General features: G+C 62.5%; 18 protein-coding genes and 1 pseudogene. 9 read left to right on the forward strand and 10 right to left on the reverse strand.

Features of this window, described 5'->3' with window-relative positions; all coding sequences use genetic code 11:
- Positions 1-92: 92 nt before the first annotated feature.
- On the reverse strand, positions 93-224 hold the full coding sequence (locus ACQPW1_RS30095; protein WP_433655149.1) for a hypothetical protein: 132 nt from the start codon (positions 222-224) through the stop codon (positions 93-95).
- A gap of 630 nt (positions 225-854) precedes the next feature.
- Here ACQPW1_RS30095 and ACQPW1_RS30100 point away from each other — a divergent pair.
- Positions 855-1,220 (forward strand): hypothetical protein, encoded by a 366-nt coding sequence (locus tag ACQPW1_RS30100; protein WP_433655150.1) that lies wholly within the window; start codon positions 855-857, stop codon positions 1,218-1,220.
- A 60-nt stretch (positions 1,221-1,280) separates the two neighbouring features.
- On the opposite strand, the gene ACQPW1_RS30105 is transcribed toward ACQPW1_RS30100, so the two are convergent.
- Together ACQPW1_RS30105 and ACQPW1_RS30110 are read right to left on the reverse strand one after the other, a co-directional pair.
- The gene (locus ACQPW1_RS30105; RefSeq protein WP_433655151.1) at positions 1,281-1,817 is read right to left on the reverse strand and encodes a hypothetical protein; all 537 of its coding nucleotides are present in this window, start codon (positions 1,815-1,817) and stop codon (positions 1,281-1,283) included.
- A 118-nt stretch (positions 1,818-1,935) separates the two neighbouring features.
- Complete coding sequence (locus ACQPW1_RS30110) at positions 1,936-2,760, reverse strand: alpha/beta fold hydrolase (protein WP_433655152.1); 825 nt, start codon at positions 2,758-2,760, stop codon at positions 1,936-1,938.
- Positions 2,761-3,237: 477 nt separating this feature from the next.
- On the opposite strand from ACQPW1_RS30110, the gene ACQPW1_RS30115 reads away from it, so the two are divergent.
- The 3 genes from ACQPW1_RS30115 (at position 3,238) to ACQPW1_RS30125 (ending at position 6,168) form a co-directional block, all read left to right on the forward strand.
- Entirely contained in the window at positions 3,238-4,446 is a 1,209-nt protein-coding gene (locus ACQPW1_RS30115) for a DUF4192 domain-containing protein (RefSeq protein WP_433655153.1), read from the forward strand.
- A gap of 100 nt (positions 4,447-4,546) precedes the next feature.
- On the forward strand, positions 4,547-5,614 hold the full coding sequence (locus tag ACQPW1_RS30120) for a hypothetical protein (RefSeq protein WP_433655154.1): 1,068 nt from the start codon (positions 4,547-4,549) through the stop codon (positions 5,612-5,614).
- 119 nt (positions 5,615-5,733) lie between these two features.
- Positions 5,734-6,168 (forward strand): hypothetical protein, encoded by a 435-nt coding sequence (locus tag ACQPW1_RS30125; RefSeq protein ID WP_433655155.1) that lies wholly within the window; start codon positions 5,734-5,736, stop codon positions 6,166-6,168.
- Between the two features lie 304 nt (positions 6,169-6,472).
- Here ACQPW1_RS30125 and ACQPW1_RS30130 read toward each other — a convergent pair whose 3' ends face one another.
- Positions 6,473-7,003: a hypothetical protein gene (locus tag ACQPW1_RS30130; RefSeq protein ID WP_433655156.1), complete on the reverse strand. Its 531-nt coding sequence runs from the start codon at positions 7,001-7,003 to the stop codon at positions 6,473-6,475.
- A gap of 220 nt (positions 7,004-7,223) precedes the next feature.
- Between ACQPW1_RS30130 and ACQPW1_RS30135 the strand changes: the two genes are divergently transcribed.
- On the forward strand, positions 7,224-7,808 hold the full coding sequence (locus tag ACQPW1_RS30135; protein ID WP_433655157.1) for a PadR family transcriptional regulator: 585 nt from the start codon (positions 7,224-7,226) through the stop codon (positions 7,806-7,808).
- A gap of 523 nt (positions 7,809-8,331) precedes the next feature.
- Here the strand turns inward: ACQPW1_RS30135 and ACQPW1_RS30140 are convergent.
- On the reverse strand, positions 8,332-8,472 hold the full coding sequence (locus ACQPW1_RS30140) for a hypothetical protein (protein WP_433655158.1): 141 nt from the start codon (positions 8,470-8,472) through the stop codon (positions 8,332-8,334).
- An 800-nt stretch (positions 8,473-9,272) separates the two neighbouring features.
- Here ACQPW1_RS30140 and ACQPW1_RS30145 point away from each other — a divergent pair.
- The 4 genes and pseudogenes from ACQPW1_RS30145 (at position 9,273) to ACQPW1_RS30160 (ending at position 12,969) form a co-directional block, all read left to right on the forward strand.
- The gene (locus ACQPW1_RS30145) at positions 9,273-9,857 is read left to right on the forward strand and encodes an NB-ARC domain-containing protein (RefSeq protein ID WP_433655159.1); all 585 of its coding nucleotides are present in this window, start codon (positions 9,273-9,275) and stop codon (positions 9,855-9,857) included.
- Between the two features lie 127 nt (positions 9,858-9,984).
- Positions 9,985-10,761, forward strand: coding sequence for a transposase family protein (locus tag ACQPW1_RS30150; RefSeq protein ID WP_433655067.1), 777 nt, complete (start codon positions 9,985-9,987; stop codon positions 10,759-10,761).
- Between the two features lie 30 nt (positions 10,762-10,791).
- Positions 10,792-11,824 (forward strand): annotated as a pseudogene (locus tag ACQPW1_RS30155) (IS630 family transposase).
- A gap of 41 nt (positions 11,825-11,865) precedes the next feature.
- Positions 11,866-12,969 (forward strand): IS630 family transposase, encoded by a 1,104-nt coding sequence (locus ACQPW1_RS30160; protein WP_433655160.1) that lies wholly within the window; start codon positions 11,866-11,868, stop codon positions 12,967-12,969.
- 879 nt (positions 12,970-13,848) lie between these two features.
- On the opposite strand, the gene ACQPW1_RS30165 is transcribed toward ACQPW1_RS30160, so the two are convergent.
- From ACQPW1_RS30165 to ACQPW1_RS30185, 5 genes are all read right to left on the reverse strand, one after another.
- Complete coding sequence (locus ACQPW1_RS30165; RefSeq protein ID WP_433655161.1) at positions 13,849-14,487, reverse strand: alpha/beta hydrolase family protein; 639 nt, start codon at positions 14,485-14,487, stop codon at positions 13,849-13,851.
- A complete protein-coding gene (gene ltrA, locus ACQPW1_RS30170) occupies positions 14,484-15,761 on the reverse strand; it encodes a group II intron reverse transcriptase/maturase (protein WP_433655162.1) in 1,278 nt (425 codons plus the stop codon). Before ltrA ends, ACQPW1_RS30165 begins: the two co-directional genes overlap by 4 nt.
- 783 nt (positions 15,762-16,544) lie before the next feature.
- Positions 16,545-16,757 (reverse strand): MbtH family protein, encoded by a 213-nt coding sequence (locus ACQPW1_RS30175; protein ID WP_433655163.1) that lies wholly within the window; start codon positions 16,755-16,757, stop codon positions 16,545-16,547.
- 317 nt (positions 16,758-17,074) lie between these two features.
- Positions 17,075-18,418, reverse strand: a complete 1,344-nt coding sequence (locus tag ACQPW1_RS30180; protein ID WP_433655164.1) for an MFS transporter — start codon at positions 18,416-18,418, stop codon at positions 17,075-17,077.
- Between the two features lie 33 nt (positions 18,419-18,451).
- Positions 18,452-19,780: a serine hydrolase domain-containing protein gene (locus ACQPW1_RS30185; RefSeq protein ID WP_433655165.1), complete on the reverse strand. Its 1,329-nt coding sequence runs from the start codon at positions 19,778-19,780 to the stop codon at positions 18,452-18,454.
- Between the last annotated feature and the right edge of the window lie 2 nt (positions 19,781-19,782).

Genomic DNA, 19,782 nt, shown 5'->3' on the forward strand with positions numbered 1-19,782 from the left:
CGGAGCAGGTCGACGCATAGGCTTAAACTCAATCGACATAAGGGCCGAGTCGGCTCAGCGTTGTCGATGTGGCCCTTGGGATCGGTCTTCTGCTACCAGTTCAAGAGGTTGTCACCGCCATGATGATCAAATCGAGTAGCTCGAGCAATTGCCTCGCCCCATGCGGCCGCATCGTCGATGCCGACCAACAGAACCATGATGACGAGTGCGGCATGATCACTCATATCGACCACTACTCGTGTGGGTGCCGCACGATACGACACGAATACCACGACGGTAGTATCGGTGAGCGCACAGTTCTACACAACGGCAAGAAAATCTTGTCGAAGCTCAGGCCAGAGCAGGGGTGCTAGAGAAGCGAAGACGACGAATGCCGCACGCGCGTTCGCGAATGCCGGGCCTGCAACTGCTCGCTCGACACGAAGCCGCTGTTCGGCACTGCACATGCGTAGCTATGGCACCGCCGCCCCGACAGGCAAGTCCGAGGCCTGCGCCATCGGTAAGCGAGCCGAGGTTGCGATACATATCACAAAGATTCACCGCTTCGCATCGCAGAACCCGCCATCGCCACACATGATCCGAGCCAACCTGCGGCTCGGGAGAGGGGTGCTCGTATGGAGATCGACATCTCGTGCCCCCTCTGCGGCCACGATCATGGCGTCCAGAGTGTTCCAGCGGCGCACGCCGAAGGGGTATCCGCCAGCTACGGCACCAACTTCACCACAGGAGTGGGAGTCACCTCGGCCGGATTGGTACCGATCATGGGGACGACGACAGTCGAACGCACGCACACAACCGCACTCGCACAGAGTCTGTCTCTCGCTCCATCGCAACGACCGGTAGGGCGGCTAGCGGTGATCGGACTACTGCTACTCGTCCCGGATCTCCTCGCGATAGTCCCGATCACACTTGCCATTCTGCAACCCGACGACGTCGGGTTGCTCTCGACTCTCTTCGCGGCGGTATTCCTGCTCGGCGCGCTGGCCATGCCGTCGGCCGTGGCGTTCTGCCTCGCAATCGGCAGGACTCGCTTCAATAACCGCATCTCACGGGGACGCCGGGCCGCCCACGCGGTGTGGAGTTCGGGGTTCTATTGCCATCAGCGCGGCAGGGTGTTCTGGCCGTCGTCACCGGCACCGAACATCCCGGCTCGGCAAGCCTTCATTCCAGAGCATTTTCGCTGGTTCGTCTGGGACGCCGGAGACTACGTAAATGCGTGAACGGCCTCTCCAGCAGCCAACGATCCCGACGGGTTCACCTGTCTGGACGCTTGACCTTGTTCAGTGACTTCCCGACTGTCCTTGCGTCGGCTCGATATCGCTGCTTGATTCGGCAGATGGGTCGGCGCTCGTTCGGCTCAAGGATTTGATTTCCGGTGTGGCCTGGCCAGGGCTGCCGGATGGGCCACTCTCGTGGTTAGCATTTCGGGCAGCGGCGATCAGTTGCCGCGCTTGCCGTGGGGTAATTTCCAGCAGTTCGGCAACATCGTCGTCGCTTTGGCCTTCCTCGCGGAGGGCGGCTGCGGCGGCGGCCTGCTCGCCGCGGTATCCGGCCAGTTCCTCCTCAGCGCCGGTTTTCAGCTGCTGCATCTGCTGCCGGTAGGTCTCGAGGTCGCGATCGCGCTTACTCTCGCACTCGTCGATGGCGACCCATGCTGCGACGTACTGCTTCACCGCGGCGGTGATCGCCTTTTCGCGTTGCCGAGCCCGAGCCCGGCGTTTTTCCACACGTTCACGGTTTCGTTCCAGGCGTTCGGACGCTTCGAGGTGCCGGGGCGGACGCGGTGACGGTTTCGGTTTCGATCCTGGATTCGGCATGACGGATCTCCTCATCGACCCATCCACCTGATTCTCCCGTCCACCAGCGTACCGACATCCGCGCCGCCGACCTTTCCTGATCAACGAACCAGGGCCTGCACGACCTCCGATGGGCTCGTCAGTTGATCATGGAATCCATCCAGTCCCGTACGGCCGCTTGATATTCAGGGGCACCCGGGGAGAGATTGATCATGTCCCCGCCGTCTTCGAGGACGTAGGTGCGCAGCTGGGAGGCGGGGCTGTAGAACTGGGATTCGGCGGCGTAGAGGGTGGCTGCGTCGCGGCATATCGCACCGCAGCCCAGCCGATCTTGGCTGACTGCTGCCAGCAGTACCGGCACGCTGATGCGGGAGGTGGCGCCGGGCAGCGTGGCTACGAGTCCGTCCGGCCACTCGGTCAGCGAGAACCGGTCCTTGGTCTTCTCGGACATCTCGATCACCCCGGGGTCATCGTGTGGGCCGAAGAAGTTGCGGGCTGCTTCGGGGGTGTCGAATGCCACGGTCAGCCAGCCAGGTTCGGATCTCCTGAACGCGGGATCGTCTGGGGCGTGGCGAAACGTTTTGGCCGAGTCGAGTGCGACGAGCGGGTCGATGGAGTGTGAGTATCCGGTGAGTAGCACGCCGTCGACATCGTGGTAGGTGGCCGCCTCGAGCACGCTGACCCCGGATCCGAGGGCGTTGCCCCGAGGACGACCTTCTCGAACGGGTCGACGCCCGGTAGGGCGCGTCTCAGGGCCTGCCACCGCGGTGTGGACTCCTGCCGCATCGTTAGACGCGGTGACCGTCCGGAACGGGGGTGTCGAGGACCGTCCGTTGCCCGGGCGGTCCAGGGCCAGCGTCGCATAGCCTGCGGAGTTCAAGGCCAGGGCGAACGAGTAGACCTCGGGTTGATACGAGAAGTCCCAGTAGACGGCGTTCGCGGCGGATCCCGATGTCAGGACCATGACCGCCTTTGCGTCTCCGGCTGGTAGGCATAACGATCCGGCGATGGTGCCGCTCGGCACACTGAAAGACACTGTCTGGCAGTCCCGTTCGGTCTCTGCGCCGACGGCCCTGTTCAACGCACCCATAGGTGCCGTTACCAGAACAATCATCACTACCAGCAGTCGCCCCCACCAGTGCCTGCAGACCTTTTTGTGCTGGCGTGTTCGAGCCCAACGGGGTTGTGCCCGTTCAGGATTGCGCTGCGGCTGTTTGTGAATGGCCGGATTGCACCGCGAACGCGGGGACGGATTCGAATGTGGTGTCGGCATGACGGGCTCCTGGATCGACCCGTCCGCTGATTCTCCCGCCTACCAACGTACTCGCATATCAGCCCTTCCCTACCTCCCGACTCGATCGACGACCCCGCCTGAGTGCTTCGGCCGTCGACTCTGCGTCACTAACCCATTCATCGCCCTGTCGAAAGGAACATCCGCGCTATGAACGAGCCCGAAATCAAGGCAGCCGTGCATGAGATCGTCTGCGCTGATCAGGCGGCCCCGTGCGATCCGAGTGCAGCGCGAAACATTTCGCCGGTCAAAGACCCGGGAGAACAGATCGCAGAGATACCCGCCATGATCGGGTCCCCGCCGAAGCGTTCGCTTGTCGTGATCATTCTTCGCACGGCGCATGGCGACGATCAGTCCGCAACGGTCGACTCGGTCATGCGCTTCGATCTGGATCCAGACGGCGGCCGCCTCCGGTTGCGGGCAGATATCGTGGCCCGCTGTATTGCACAAGTCTCGCCACACGATGGCACGGCTGCGGTGCTCGCCGTCGTGGTCGATGATCGTGTCGCTGCGCCGGAGTTGTCAGCCGAGGAGGTCCGTGACCGATGCCGCACAGGACGATTCGAGGTGTTGGTCGCCGACTTGACCCGGCATCTGGCCGCTGAGGGCATTGCCCTCGCGAGTGCCTGGGCGGTACAGGCGATCGAGCCGGAGATGCCGTGGTGGACCCTGTTCGAGCCCGAACAGGTTGGGGTCCTACCGGGTTGGGCGGCCTCGGTATGGCTGGACAGCAAGTGGATCCTCGGCTCCTGTGCCGAACTGGCCGCCGTCGTGGCCGACGACACCGGTCTCCAGCAGCAGGTGGCCGCCCTGTTGGACAGTGCTATGTCCGCCGCCCGCGAGCGGCAAGTCGCCGCCGTGCGGCGAGGTGATCCCACTGCCTACAGTCGGCAGGCCCTCGAGTATGTGCTGTGGCAGGTCGCCAGTGTCGAGGCCGATGAGCCGCTGACGGCTCCGGAACTAGCGGAAATCGCTGTGGCACTGCGCGATAGGTCGGTGCGTGACGCGATGCTCGCGCTCCCGTTCGGCGACCACGCTGCGGCAGCGGAAACCTTGTGGTCGGTCATGATTCGGGCACAGTCGGATAGGTATCGTGCCGAGGCAGCGGCGTTGCTCGGCTACTGCGCGTATGTCCGCGGCGACGGCCCATTGGCCGGCACCGCCTTCGAAGCGGCACTGCGCGCCGATCCCAAGCATTCGATGGCCCAGATGCTGGCGACGTCCCTGACCGTCGGCATACCGCCGGAGCAGATGCGCCGCTTGGCGCGCAGCGGCTTTCACGCCGCCGCCGACCTCGGTATAGACCTGGGCGAACCCTCACCATCGACATCAGCCGGATCTGATGACCACTCGCTGTGACGGATTGTTCTCTCTGCCTGCACTTTTCGACGATCACGCGACTCCGATCTGCTGGTCGTACGGTATGGGGGTCGAGAGCACCGCAGGTATCGTCCGGACATTGCTGGACCCGGGATTCGGACCGCCGGAGCTCCGTGATGACCTGTCGAATCTGATCGTGATGGTCGCTCAGACCGGCGATGAGTGGACAAGCACCTGCGATCTCGTCACCACCCATATCCTGCCGCTGCTGTGTGAGCGTGCCATCAGATTTGTCGAGGTTGCCCGTGCCGGAACGGCTGCGGCGGACGGGATCGTGGTGCTGCAGGACTCGCGTAGTCCGGTGCGACTACATCCCGATGCCGACGAGCACGGCTTCTACGCACTGAGCGCCGAGCACCGCGCCAACGGCGTGCTTCCCACCCTCGGTGGCAAAAGAACGTGTTCTGTTGACTGCACCAGTTCCCTGTTGACGACGAAGGAGTTGGTTGTGGCAGCAGATAGTGATCTCCGTAGTTCCGTGATGCATGGGCTGATCGAGCTTCCTCGGATCGGCAAAGTAGTCGCCGGGCCGGGGAACCTTCCGCCGTTCTTGCTGGTCGATGCGCAGACGGCGCCGGTCGAACCGGCGCTGCAGTATCTGCGGGATTTGGCGCTAGGCGACGCGAGCCCGTCGACCTGCAAGAGCTACAGCTATGACCTGTTGAGGTGGTTTCGGCTGCTGTGGCTGCTGGAAGTTGCGTGGGATCACGCGACCGAAGCCGAGGTCGCGCTGCTGGTCGGGTGGATGCGCACCGCACCGAATCCCCAGCGACAGCGCCGTCGCGCCGGTGCGCCAGCACCGGGCACGGTGAATGTCAGAACTGGCAAGCAGTCGCTGAAGGCTGGCTTCGCGCCGCGAACGATCAACCATTGCCTGTCGGTGATCTACGGTCTCTATGCCTATCACGGCAGTTTCGGTCGCGGTCCGGTGATCAACCCGGTGCCCGAGTCCGCGGAACGGCGGGAGAAGCTTGCACATCTGAGCCCGTTGGAGCCGAAACCTGTTGTCCGACGGGCACGTTTGCGAAAGTGTCCGCAAAGCTACATGCCGTGCGCTCGAGGGAACCCGCAGTTGATCCCAGCGATGAAACTCGCCGATAGCAGCGAGCCCGGCACCTTTCGGTGCCGGGCTCCTCGGTTGGTATAGCTCACGCCACACCACGCCGGTTTCCGCCGTCTTCCACTACCCGACGGTAGGCTCCTGAACCGGGTTATCAGCGTCAGAAGGTTCTGTCCGTCGACTTCAACGGGATCACCGGAGGGCAAATGGGTGCTGGCATACGGAAGCTCTACTCGGCACTGGCGGTGGGCGCCATCGCCCTCGTTCCACTGATCGTGACATCACCTGCCGCGATCGCGGACCAGGCGTCCCCCTGTCAGAAAGGCCAGGCCGTCGCCTCCAACTACGACATCCCCAAATACCTAGGCACGCATGACGAAAACGGGCCAAGGGGTGGTGATAGGAAGAAATTCCTCGAAACAACGCATAAGGGTCGATGGGAGAAGGGAACCTGTTTAACTCCCAACAAGAAGGTCTCTGGAAATTTCGTCAAGACAGCCTGCGGCTCAGGCGGATTTGACACCTGCTGGCTAGAACAAGACTACCAATCCACACGGAAGACTTTCTACGAAGTCAAAAGTTCCGACCCCAAAGACCGCGACTGGTACTACTTCGACGCTGACGATGTCACATGGGCCTAGCGGGTGCGCCCCGTTGGTTCGTCCGCGCGGTTACCAGGCGGTGGAGTCGTTGAGGTAGAGACCGCAGGCGCAGTCGTCATTGTGTAGCTTCTTGGCCCTGTCTATGGCGGTTCGTAGCGTCCGGCAACGAGGATCGCTCATGGAGAGTTCCGCCGGACCGGATGTCCTGTCGCTGCCGGTCAGCGACAGGACATCCGGTGTTTCGGGGAGCCAGCGGGAAGGGCGGTGCGTGTCCGCCTCCGCGCTTCCGGAGGGTGCACACCACTTTTCCTCTGACGCGCGGCAACGTCCTGCCGCCCTGCGGTCAGCTCGCGGCTACCTCTTCGAGGATCTTGACCATCGTCTCGTCGAGTATGGCCGGCATGGGCGAGTCCACCATCTCCGGGAAACGGCTGAAGAGCCCCGTGGGCAGTTCGAAGTCGATGCGGGTCTCCTCGCCGTCGCGCTGCGACACCGAGACCCGTATCGGGGCGCTGAGGCCCGACGCTCCGGAGTAGCGGAACAGCTCCCGGCCGTAGATGGGGTTGCCGATCAGGTAGAACTTCGCCTCGCCCGGGATTCCGGCGAGGCGCATGATCGCGCCCTGCTCGAGTTCGAAGAAGATGGCGTGCGGCTGCTCGGGGGTGACCATGCTGTTGATGTAGGCGTCGAATCCGGCGAGGTCCTGATGTGCGATCAGTTCCTGCATCCTGGTCAGGGCCAGCCGCTTGAGGATGCTTTCGAACTCGGTGATGACCTGGAAGTAGGACTTCGCCGAACGGATCGTCAGCATGGTCGACTCGATCGGGATGACCTGGGTTTGCGCCCCGAAATTCATGGTGGTGGTCTCGGACATGATCCTGCCTCTTTCCTGCGATGTGTACGCAACCGCGCCATTGCGGCGGCCGCGAACACACAGTGGATGGGGATGAGCCGTCATCAACCTGATCTCACCTGATGACAGCGCACTGAGTACTCAGATCCATGACTACTCATGTATATTATCATTCATCGGCATTGCGGTATTGTCAAGGACTGACTGGAACGACAGCTAGACAGATAGGAGGAGAGACGAGATGGCGTTGCGGCACGCGGTACTGACCGCCCTGCTGGATAACGAACTCAGCGGCTACGACCTGGCGAAGGCGTTCGGCGAGAAGGTCGGGCTGTTCTGGCACGCTTCGCCACAGCAGCTCTACGCGGAGCTGGCCAGACTGGAAGACGCGGGGCTGATCACCGGACGCGAGGTCCTCCAGCGGCGACGCCCACCCAAGCGGCTGCTCACCCTGACCGACGCCGGCCTCGCAGAACTGACCCACTTCGCCGCCGAGTCCGCGAAACCCTCGTTCCTGCGCGATGAACTGCTGGTCAAGGTCCACGCCGAACGGGTCGCCGACACCGACGCCCTCATCGAGCAGCTCGAGGACCACGCCGCGCGGGCCGCGGCCAAGGCGCAAGTGCTGGGCGACATGCTCACCGGCCTGCGCGGCCCGAAACACGAGGCGGCCTACCTCGCCACGACCAACACACCGGGGCCCTACCTCGTCTGCGTGCGCGGACGCCTTTTCGAGCAGGAGAAGCAGACCTGGTGCACCTGGGCCGCCGACGTCCTGCGTGCACGCACGGCCGGCCGGCCGATCCCGCCACTGCCGCCACGCTGAGCCTCTCAAACGCCCTGTACCACAAGGTTTTCAACGGCTCCTCGCCGGAAGGGCACACCAAGATCGAGAACACCGTCGGACAGGGCGCTGCGCTGGCGGTCTACAACAACAAGCTCCACTGCGTGTTCAGAGGCTCGAACCGGTGGAACGACCACGACCTGGTCGCAGTCGTCGTGCCCATGCGGGAATGACGTACTCGCAAAGTGATCGAATGCCGTGATCGCGCGCAGACGCGCTTCGGTTACGTGTGCCCATCGCTGCCGTGGTGACCTCGACCGTCCCGCTGAGCCTCGACGCTGATCTCGCGCTGACCACCCTGGCACTTGACGACGCGACCCGAGCCGCAGTGCTGGCAGTACACGGCCGTTCCGACGCTGTCACCGGCACCGAAGCATTCCACACACCGATGGAACTCGCGCTCGCCGCAGCCTGCGGTGGCCACCTGCGCCCTGACTCCACGGCGGCCGAATTATTCGACGCGTATATCGGCGGAGTCTGCCCTACCGAAACGACTCGTGCCGGGCTACGCATTGTCGACGCCGACCACCTCGAGAACCAACGGCTCAAATGCAGCAGGCAGCGACTCCAAAAACAGCGGCAGGTCCTCAGCACTTCGGTAGGTCACCAGGACCAAGCCGACAGACTTCTCATCGCGACGAGACATGCCGGGCAACCTATCAGCCCGAACCCATCGACACACCAGAGAGCCCCGGCCGCAAGCGATCACGCCGTCACCGCATCGGACAGTCGGCCTTTGATAAGCACCAGGGGCGGAGAACACACAACCGTCAGTTTGGGCAATGGGTGAAACTGGGCGGTCGACTTAACTTGGGGCTGTGGTGCTATCGGTTGTTCGAATGACTGTCGAAGGGGGGTAGCTGTCCGTACGCTTATCTAGCCGTTCTGTGTCATCGGAGTCTTTGGGTGGCCAGGGTTGTCATTGCCGTAGGTTCGGCGACTTGAGCGGATTGGTTCAGTTCCTGCTTTGAATTGGAGGTATACGGTGGCAGCTGATTCTGTGGTGCGGCGAGTTGCCGCGCCAACTGCAGTGACGGCGGGAATTGCGTCGGCGTTAGCGGTGGCGGTGAATCTAGCTACAAGCCGTGTTGATTCGTGGTGGTTGTGATTGGCCGTGGTAGCGCTGACTCTTGCCGGGTTCACAGCATCGTTATGGCTGTATCGGCGCAGCAGTCCCGCGCCACAACCTGCACCAAGCGCCCGAGGCGTGGTTCTGGGCACAGTGAAAGCCAGGGGGATGCTGCGGGTGCACGGGGTTCGATCGCCGGGAGATGGGGTCACGCTGGAGAAAGGCAACTTCCGTCGCGGGGTCGATATCGGTGATGTCCAGGCCGGAGTGGGTGAGGCGCCGGACCCTTCCTGAGCGCGGCGACAGACGTAGATCCTAGCCGCGCGTCACAAACCTTCACCTCACAGACGGTGCACGGAATCCGCGCGCGAGGCGACGTGTCGTTCACGACGATCAATCAGTTGCAACCCTTACAGAAACCGGAGGTAGTCGCTAGGGTTGTGATCGGTGAGATTCCACAATTACCAGCGCATTTCATCAGTCGCGACGAGTTAAGCCAAGTACGGAAGGTACTAAGCCAGTCGCGGATTGCAGTAGTGGTGACAGGAATGCGCGGGGTAGGTAAGTCTCAGCTGGCCGCGGCCATCGCTCGCGACGAGATCGACCGTGGTGCCGGTTTAGTGGCCTGGATCAACGCCGAAGCCCTGGATTCCACTCGCGCTGGGCTTTCGCACCTGGCTGAACGATTCGGCATCGCCGACCCAGACGGTGATTCGGCAAAGTCTGCCCAATGCTTGCGTGACTATCTGTCGAGCCGTTCCCAGCACGGGTTGTTGGTGTTAGACAACGCAGCCGACCCTGATCTGATCAGACCATTGTTGCCGACCGCTGGTGGGACGAAAGTGCTGATAACTAGTGTCCTGCGCCTGAAATTCGTTCAATTTATTCCGGGATGTGTTGGTGGGGGCGTAGGTTCGGTGCGTGGTGATGGGGCGACCGAAGTCCGAATTGGTGCTCAGTGAGCCTTTTTCATCCTGCTTGATGCGGGACTGCGGGATCTGTTGCCCTGCAGGGTAGTTCGACTGGACGTATGGCGAAGCCCCTGGTAGATCGGTTGTTTACCACAACCTCCGAACACCAAGGGCTTCGATGCTTTTCTACCGTGCCGCGCTGCCGTTGTCACGTCAGACCCTCGACTACGTGGCCGGGGTGATCCGGCGACACCGTGGCGCGATCGGGTCGGTGTGGCGGCGGTTGAACCCGGGCCGGCAGGTGTTGCTGGTGCTGGCTTACCTGCGTAAAGGCGAAACTTTCGGTGATCTGGGAGCCGGGTTCGGGGTGTCGACTACGACGGCGTGGCGGTATGTCGAGGAAACCGTGGAACTGCTGGCCGGGCGTGCTGTGGGTCTGCGGAAGGCGTTGCGGCAAGCCAGGACTGACGGACATGCCTACCTGATCCTGGATGGCACGCTGATCGCTATCGACCGAGTGGCCGCGGATCGGCCGTTCTACTCGGGCAAACACCGCCACCACGGCATGAACGTGCAGGTGATCGCGACACCTGACGGTGACATCGCGTGGGTATCGGGCGCGTTGCCCGGCAGCGTGCACGATCTGAAGGCGGCCTGGATCTGGCGGATCTGCCACGAACTCGAGGCCGCTGGCTGGATCACCTTGGCGGACAAGGGATATCAAGGCGCTACCGCGCTGCTGACCCCGTACAAGGGTAAGAACAAGCCGGAATCCCAGAAGGCCGCCAACCGCGCGCACGCACGACTACGCGGCTGCGGCGAACGAGCCAACGCCCAGCTCAAGAGCTGGCGGGTGCTGCGGAAACTCCGCTGCTGCCCCGACAAAGCCGGACAGCTGGTCAAGGCCATCCACGTGCTACAGGATCGCGAAATCCGGACTGCCCGACAAGGATGAAAAAGGCTCAGTGATGAGGAGCGGGCGGCGTTGACCCGTGGTGCGCGCGCGGCGAGTTCGTCGCAGGCGTATGCGCTACGATGCCGAATCGTGCTCGCCTGCGCCGAGCCCGCTCCCAACACCGAAGTTGCTGTGCGGCTTGGGGTTTCGGCACCGACGGTGGGTAAGTGGCGGTCACGGTTCGTGGCCTCGCGGTTGGCTGGTTTGGCCGATGAGCAGCGGCCGGGTCGGCCGCCGTCGATTCTGCTCGACCAGGTCGAAGAGGTCCTCACCGACACGTTGGCGTCGAGACCGGTGAACGCGACGCACTGGTCGCGGGCGTCGATGGCAGCCCACAGCGGATTGTCGAAATCGACGATCGGGCGGATCTGGCGCAGGTTCGACCTCAAACCGCATAGCCAGGACGGATTCAAGCTCTCGACAGATCCGCTGTTCGTGGAGAAAGTCGTCGATGTTGTTGGCCTGTACCACAATCCGCCCGAGCGGGCCGTGGTGCTGTGCGTGGACGAGAAGAGCCAGATCCAGGCACTGGACCGTTCCCAGCCAGTATCGCCGACGATGCCAGGCATGCCCGAAAGGACGCACCCATGACTACCAACGCCACGGCACCACAACACTTTTCGCCGCATTCAACGTCGCCGACGGCACCGTGATCAGCGAGCTGCACCGACACCACCGCGCAGCCGAGTACAAGAAGTTTCTGGTCGCTATCGACAAGGCGGTGCCGGCCGAGTTGGACGTGCACATCGTGTGCGACAACCTCGCCACCCACAAAACCCCGGCCGTCTACCAGTGGCTGGCACGGCACCCGCGCTTCCACGTGCACTTCACCCCGACCGGCTCATCCTGGCTCAACCAGGTCGAACGCTGGTTCGCCTACCTCACCGACCAACTCCTACGTCGCGGCGTGCACACCAGCGTCCAGTCACTCGAACGCCAGGTAAACGCATGGATCACCACATGGAACGACAACCCGAAACCGTTCGTATGGAAGAAGACCGCCGAGGAAATCCTCAACTCCCTGGCGAAATATCTTCAACGAATTTCAGGCGCAGGACACTAGTGTCTCGTGATTCTCATTGTCTTACAGGATGATTCAGTGTCGTGTTTACTGTCGGAGTGGAGTTGACGGCGGATCAGGTAGCGGCGTTGCGGGGACTGGTGAACAGCCCGGATGTGGCTGCGTCAGTGGGTACTCGGGCGCGGATCGTGTTGTGGCGCGCGGAGAATCGGCGCAAGACCGAGATCGCGGCGCTGGCCGGGGTGTCGCGGCCGACGGTCGATGCGTGGCTGGCCCGGTACGAGGCCGACGGTATCGCCGGGCTGCTTGATCACAAGCGTGGGGCCGGGCGCGAGCAGGTGCCCGCGCGGATTCGCGCCCGGATTCTCGCGGCGACGCGCACCAGCCCGCCGGCCGGGTTGTCGCAGTGGTCGAGCCGGGAGATGGTGAAGTTCATCGCGCGTACCGAGGGCGTGTCGGTGTCGTGGCATTATGTGGCCAAACTCTGGCGCGACACCGGATTGAAGCCTCACCGCCACGGCACGTTCACACTCAGTCGCGATCCGGCCTTCGCCGACAAGCTCGCCGACATCGTCGGGCTCTACCTCGATCCGCCCGGTGGCGCGGTGGTGCTCAGTATCGATGAGAAGACGCAGGTCCAGGCGTTGGATCGGACTCAGCCGGTGTTGCCGATCTGCTTCGGGGTGACCGAGAAACGCACCCACGACTACGTGCGCCATGGCACCACGAACCTGTTCGCCGCCCTCGATATCGGCACCGGGCGCGTCTACGGCGAATGCAAACCGACCCGCAACGGCGCCGACTTCGTGGCGTTCCTCGACAAGGCCGTCAAGCCACACCGTGGCAAGGACATCCACATCGTGCTCGACAACCTGTCCACCCACGCCACACCCGAGGTGGTGAAGTGGCTCGAGGCCCACCCGCGCGTGGAGTTCCACTTCACCCCGGTCGGATCGTCGTGGATCAACCAGATCGAAATCTGGTTCGGCATCATCACCCGCCAGTCGATCCGCCGTGGCACCTTCAGTTCGGTGAAAGTCCTTGTCACACAGATCCGTGACTACATCACTCACTGGAACACCGACCCGAGGCCCTTCGAATGGACCGCGACCACCGACGAGATCCTCGCCAAGGTCCGACTCACTCAAACCAACATCAAGAAGCTCGTCGACAACAACGGGAAGTAACGCCATCAGAATCACGAGACACTAGCGTCGGGTTTATTGACTGAATCCCGGCAACGAGCCCTCTGGGTAATTACCCACTCAGTTAATACATAGACAAAGATTCTGTATTGGACCGTTCTCTACAGGAGGTTCCTTCCGAGGTTAGATTCGGCCGATCCCGGTACTCGACCAAACCGATCCGCTATAGATATGCTTGGCCAACAAACAAATATCGCCGAGGATCTGCATGATCGACGGCACCGGCAGTACGCAAATATGGTTGCGTCTAAGATTAGTGCGGGAGTTATACCGTGGCTGATGTGCTTAGTCAGCACTATTCCCGATTACCACAGACTCGTCAATACCGTGCGCTCTGCTCCGGGCAACGTCCTTGCATCGTTGCAACACGAGCCACGTCAGATGCGCAGTGCTGACCACGTTGCAGTCTGCGTTCAAAGCCGCGACCAAACATTCAGATCGAGGGCGCTGATGATGCCCAGACCAGGCAACCAAATTGATTCCGAGAACAGTAACGAGCCCGTCACACTGAGCGCTAGGCAAGGCGGGGCAGTTGTCGAACCTTATTACAATTTATTCGAAACAATGATGCGTCCGATCTCGTGGCCTTCCTGAATATCGTAACTCTCCTGAGCCATCCCGTTCAGCTGAGCCCGTATGCGATTGATTTTGCAGTGGACGAAGGATTTATGAGTGTTAGCCGAGTAAGTGTGCCAATTGTTGCCACTCCCGAGAATGTTCTAGAGCAAGTTCGGCGATGCTACGGGTGCAGTGATTCGGGAGACTGCCGACGACAGTGTTCCAATCCACGCCGTCCTTGAAAGGGGTCTCCAGCCCCGCAGCAGTCTCCGCCCAGTCTCAGGGAACCGTAGCGAGGGGACTCTACGCAGCCGCCCCAGCATCTCGGCGGACCCGATCCTCTGCAGGGCAGGCACCCGAACGTTCGCGGCAGACCACCACGTCGGTTCCTGGCACTGATGGACCGGCCATGAGGATCGCGAAAGCGATGCCGCTTTCCGGCCGGGCGGCCACCAATGGCGTGATGTACCCGCCCTCGCTGTGGCCCAACAGCCCGACTCTGGCCGGATCGATGTCGGAACGGCCGCGCAGGAAGTCAACACCCGTCACGGCGTCCTCGGCCAGGTCGGTGTAGTTAGCCCCGTCCAGTGTGCCGCCAGTGCCGCCGCATCCGCGCTTATCCGCGCGCAGCACGGCGTAGCCCGCCCGGGTCAACGTGTCCGCTAACCGCAGGAATGGCTTGTGTTCCCCGGATTCTTCGTCGCGGTTGTTCCTGCCGCTGCCGGTGATCAGCAGCACCGCAGGAAACGGACCAGGGCCTCGCGGTCGCGTAAATGTGCCGGCGATGGCGATGCCACCGTTGTGATAGGTCACCTCGTCCGAGTTGTATGGGAACGGCGGCTTCGGCTCTTGCGGGCGGGCCACAACCTTGCCGGGTCGGGTGGCCCGAGGGGATTGCACCCTCGGGCTCCCGCAGATCCCGGCGTGAAGGTCTCCCTTCACCGGGCTCCTGTCGTCTTGATCATCAGCGGATAGGCCACCCAACGCCAGTGGGCGAAGGCACGCGGGTACTCGGTGGTGGTGCGTTCCCAGTACTCCCTGGCCTTGCGGCGCGGCCGTAACCGTTTGAACTTCTTGCGGATCCACCGCACCAGGTAGGTGTTGATGCGGGCCAGAAGGTTATGTATCGCCGAAGGGTAGAACGCCCCGTAATAGTTCATCCAACCCCGGACGACCGGATTGATCATCGCGGCGAGTTCAGCCCAACCGAGATCGGTGCGGCGATGTAACCGCCACCCCCGTACCGTACGACCGAGCCTGGTCAAAGCGTCCTTACTGATCGCGGGCAGAAACGAGGTGAACACCCTGCCCTGCTTGTCGCGAGCACTGCGAGCGCGGAATGTGTAACCGAGGAACGTGAACGACGTATGCTCAGCCGAGCCCCGCCGTTTGCCGCCCTTGCAGTACACGATCCGGGTCTTGTCCGGATGCAACCGCAACCCGACCTCGCTCATCCTGTTCTCGATCGCGGCCAGCACCAGGCGAGCCTGGCGTTCGCTGACGCAGTGCACGATCGCATCGTCGGCATAACGTTCGAACACGACATCGGGGAACTCCCGGACCATCCACATGTCGAACGCGTAATGCAGGAACAGGTTCGCGAGTACAGGCGAGACCGCGGACCCCTGCGGGGTACCTCGATCTCGTTGCGCCACAGTGCCATCGGGCAGTTGAAGCGGCGCTTCGAGCCACCGCTTCACATACAGCACCACCCAACGCTGATCGGTGTGCGCCTGGACCGCTTTGAGCACGAGATCCCAAGGGACACTGTCGAAGAACTTCTCCACGTCCAAGTCGATGACCCAGTCGTATCTCCAACACCGCTGCCGAGCCACCCCGACCGCGTCCAACTGCGACCGCCCCGGCCGGTAACCATAAGAATCCGGATGAAAGATCGGCTCGACCCTCTTCTCCAGCCTCGCGGCCACCACCGTTTGAGCGATCCTGTCCGCAATCGTGGGCACCCCGAGCATCCTCGTGCCCGCGCCATGCGATTTCGGTATCTCCACCGCTTTGACCGGAGGCGGAAAGTAGCTGCCCGACGACATCCGATTCCAGATCCGATACAGATTGTTCTTCAGATCGGTTTCGAACTCCGCCAAGCTCACCGCGTCCACTCCCGGCGCACCCTTGTTCGCTTTGACCTTCTCGTATGCCTCCTGAACTTCCCACTTGAAAATCTCGAACGACTTCGCTGACGACTTCAGCTCGCTCACCACAGCTCCTCCCGGACCACACGGCCCGGTTGACAGGACAAACAACAGCCACAGACGACCCGGCCCCTTCGCTCCACACCCATTACAGAAGCTTCACCACTACTACGAGCCGGTCCGCCGGCGCACCCCGCGACGGGGGTTTCCCTCTCGCCGCCGATCTACTCGACGAAAACGGTTTCAGGGCACGCCTTCCCACGTTCCATGCCAAAGCCGCAGACCAGGCTCATGCCGCCTCAATGCCGGACGCCACCTGACCATCAATCGGGACAACCTGTCAGGCCCAGCTCCCGCAGCCCGGAACATGGCCACGGTTTCGACGTCACTTCGAACGTAACGACACGTCAACAGCGGTTCGGGTTCACTCATCTTCCTGGTCCCCACCTGACGCCTCTCACGACGCCTTTTCCACATCGCTCACCACGACGGTCTTCAGCCAACGCAGCATGTGGCGGTTTGAAGCCTCCGCCCGAGCGGCGACTCCGAAGGGCCAAACCTTCATCTCTGGCACAGCATCAACTCCAAGCTCAGCTACCTACACTGACCTCCTCGTTGTTCGTGGCACACGCTCCGGCGTTCGCGAAACACTTTGCGAGTCGCACGTCACCGACCCGGCCTGTCCCGAATCAATCTGGGCCGAAATGTTTTTCGAGCAACCCGCCGCTAACGCAGCAACAACGAAGAATGCCAACGCAACCAACGGACCGATACGCCTGCAAATGGCCACGCGATTCACCATAGCCAAAAGCCTCCTTCACACCGCGCTGATGATTGATATCGAATCATTCACGCGCTCATCGCCTCGCGAAGAGACTTCGGGCGCATGTCGATCCAGTTCTTCTCGACGTAGTCCAGGCACTCCTCGCGCCTACCTGCACCGAATACAGGCCGCCAGCCTGCCGGGATTTCGACGAACGCGGGCCACAGCGAATGCTGCTCCTCGGCATTGACCAGGACATAAAACGAACCCGCCTCGTCATCGAATGGGTTTGTGCTCATCGTCATCTCCTGTGCTCGGTGAAAAAATTCAACGCAAAGGCAGTGAATGGATAGGTGATAAATATTTCCTGCCCCTGTTAGCAACATAAGCGGAGAGGCCAACCGCAGTCAAGGTCCGATAGTTCAGAAAATCGAGACATCCCTATGAACGATTGCCGACGCCTCAGCGGTCACCAAATAGGCCGAATGGGCACTTGTTGCCAATCCGGCGCCGCATCGGCACAGAGTAGTTTCTCCGATCTCAAAGGCTGACGAACTGCCCAGCGAATATGTCACGGGGCCGACGAGATTCTCGTGATCTCACGTACGAAACAGGTTCAGCTCGTCTCCAGGATCCGGTCTGCTGAACCTTCGGTGGAGTGCTGAGTCATGGGGTATCGCAGCGTCGGGAACCGGCGCAGTGGCCGGCTGAGCAACGTGCCGAGCGCGACCACGGCCAGCGTGGCTGCGCATATTGCCATGCTGAGCGGGCCATAGCCGGTTAGGGTCACGAGCATTCCCCCGGCCGCCGGCCCCAGCGCCGCTGCGGCGCCGGTACAGAAAGCCACCAGGGAACTGAGCCGACCCCTCAGTCCGTCGGGGGTCACGATCAACTGATACGTCAGCACCGTGGTGGTCGCCGCCGGAGCCAGCAGCGCGGTCATGCCGAGCAAGATCCCCAGTGGTATTCCCTTGGGGGCGAGTGTCATACCAACGGTGGCCACCACGAGGGCCCAGGGAAAACCCACGATGATCAGGTTTGCCGGGACTCTGGCCTGTAGCCAGGGCGCGCAGATGGCGCCGGTTACGCCGCCCACCCCGAGGCACATCATCATCAGACCGGCTTGATCGGCTCCGAGCCCGGCCTGCTGCGTCGTCGCCAAGATGATGATGATCAACGCGTTGAAGACGAAGTTGATGAACATCACCCAGACCAACGTCGCCCTGATCACCGAATGGCCCAGTACCCAGCGAAATCCAGCGGCGAGGTCCTGGGAGATACTGCGCGGCGCATCGGTCTCGGACTGTGCATCCGTCGCCTCATCCCCCGCAGCGTATGCACGGCGCGGCGGCAGGCGGAGCATGATCAGCGCGCCGAGGGAAACCCCCAGAATGACCGAATTCGTCAGAAACGGGTGGGCCGGATGCAAGGCGAACAGCGCACCGCCGATCGCCGGGCCGACAAGGGCCGCAAGGAAAGGCCGGGCCGCGTTACGGGCCAGTGCGGTGGACAGCTGCTCCTCGGGGACCACACGCGGAAGGACGGCATGTTCCACCGGATTGAACACTGAACTGAGGACACCCTCGACGGCGATCGCTAGCAAGATATGCCATAACGCATAATTTCCCAGCGCCAGTGCCACGGCAACACTGCCCGCCGCGGCCGCCCGGCCAACTTGACAGAACAGCATCACTTTCTTGCGGTTCCAGCGATCCGCGATCAGTCCGGCCGGCACCACCGCGGCCATCTTCAGCGCGGCCAGGAGCGAAGCAGCCAGACCCACCATGAGCGGTGTGCCGTTGTGGGCCAGGATGAGCAACGGAAAAGCGATCAGCGCTATCTCTACCGCAAATTCCGAAAAGAACTGGCTGCTCCACAAGATATTGTAGTTCCGGTTACGGGATAGCGGAACGGCCACTCGGTCGCTTGCCCCATTTTTACCCTCGCCGACGGATGTCACAGTCGAACTCCCCAATTGATGACGTGCATCGCATTAGACTTTTCGAGCCAGTCGCCCGATTACCTGCAGGTACGGAATCTCCCCTGTCTCGACATCACGAATGAAGCGCCCGCCGTACTCCATTCCCTGGTACGACATGTCTCGCATGGTAAATCGCAGATCGGCAAGACATGTCAATTCGTAGGCCAGCGGGCCGTCCCCCTGAATTCGGAGGTTGCCGTCTTCGGCCCGGACGATCACATACTCCATGTCCCCGTTGACATAGCGGCCGACGCACGCGTCCGGCGCCTCGACCGGCGGTCCGGCCTTGTGCGCGGAGCGTGGATGGTTACCCACGGAAAGACCGGCCACGTCGAGGCGCTCGAGCAGTCCGTTCCACATCGCCACACCGGAGTTCGCGTTCGCGGTGAGTGCCACCACGGTCCCGCTCGCCGGGTCGAACCTGAGATGCGCGGCGATCCCGTCGGACACCCCATCGTGCCCGAAAAAGTCTGTGCCGCTGTCGGTCTGGTAGCGGGCCCAGCCCAAGCCCCAACCGTCGGCCATGCCGTACGGGCCGATATCGACATCGGCCAGCTGGTCACGACGCATCTCGGCGGTGGTCGCGTGATCGAGCGGACCGGCGACTCGATCGTGAACCAGAAAATGCCGGGCGAAGACGGCGAGATCGTGGGCGCTGAGGGCAAGCCCGCCCGAAGGTTCGCCGACGACGCGGCCCTCCTGCGGGGGAACGTAGACGACCCGGTCCCGTTCTGACCGCACCGTATGCCCACCGACCACGCTGCGGCCCGACGCGGACCCGACGTCGCCGACGAAGGTCGGCTCGATACCGAGCGGCTCCAGCAGGACGGCAGTGACGGCCTCTCGCCAGGTCATGCCGGTCAGCTGGCTGACGAGATAACCGGCGAGCGTGAAACCGACGCTGGAGTAGGAGAAGGCGCGGCCCATCGGGTGCGGCACCGCGGTTTCTACGCCGTGCCGCACTGCCCATCGGCGCAGACTGGTGGCCTGTTCGCCGGCTGCATCGATGTTGGCCGCAAGCCCGGCGGTGTGGGTGAGCAAGTGCCGCGATGTGACCGGCGCTGTCGAGGACACCTCAGGCACGACAGTGCCCAGCGGGTCGTCGAGATCGAGGTCACCGTCCGCCGCCAGCGCCATGACCAGCGCCGCGGTGAACGGCTTGGTGATCGAGCCGACGGGGAAGGCGCAGTCACCGGCCATCGGTTCGCCCGTGCCCGCGACAACCACGCCGGCCTGGGCGGACAGCGCCTGTCCCTGGTAGTGAACGACGACCTGAGCTCCCGGCACCCGGTGTTCGCGCATAAGGTCGGTGAGCAAGGCGAGCAGCGTCCCGTTGTCCACGA

Source organism: Nocardia sp. CA-128927 (assembly GCF_050955855.1).
In the GTDB taxonomy this organism is placed as follows: Bacteria; Actinomycetota; Actinomycetes; order Mycobacteriales; family Mycobacteriaceae; genus Nocardia.

Coding starts and splice junctions, on each gene's coding strand:
- ACQPW1_RS30140 (WP_433655158.1), bottom strand. CDS start 8,472: ATGTCTCGTCGCGATGAGAAGTCTGTCGGCTTGGTCCTGGTGACCTAC.
- ACQPW1_RS30125 (WP_433655155.1), top strand. CDS start 5,734: ATGGGTGCTGGCATACGGAAGCTCTACTCGGCACTGGCGGTGGGCGCC.
- ACQPW1_RS30130 (WP_433655156.1), bottom strand. CDS start 7,003: ATGTCCGAGACCACCACCATGAATTTCGGGGCGCAAACCCAGGTCATC.
- ACQPW1_RS30105 (WP_433655151.1), bottom strand. CDS start 1,817: ATGCCGAATCCAGGATCGAAACCGAAACCGTCACCGCGTCCGCCCCGG.
- ACQPW1_RS30175 (WP_433655163.1), bottom strand. CDS start 16,757: ATGAGCACAAACCCATTCGATGACGAGGCGGGTTCGTTTTATGTCCTG.
- ACQPW1_RS30095 (WP_433655149.1), bottom strand. CDS start 224: ATGAGTGATCATGCCGCACTCGTCATCATGGTTCTGTTGGTCGGCATC.
- ACQPW1_RS30115 (WP_433655153.1), top strand. CDS start 3,238: ATGAACGAGCCCGAAATCAAGGCAGCCGTGCATGAGATCGTCTGCGCT.
- ACQPW1_RS30150 (WP_433655067.1), top strand. CDS start 9,985: ATGCTTTTCTACCGTGCCGCGCTGCCGTTGTCACGTCAGACCCTCGAC.
- ACQPW1_RS30110 (WP_433655152.1), bottom strand. CDS start 2,760: ATGGTCCTGACATCGGGATCCGCCGCGAACGCCGTCTACTGGGACTTC.
- ACQPW1_RS30135 (WP_433655157.1), top strand. CDS start 7,224: ATGGCGTTGCGGCACGCGGTACTGACCGCCCTGCTGGATAACGAACTC.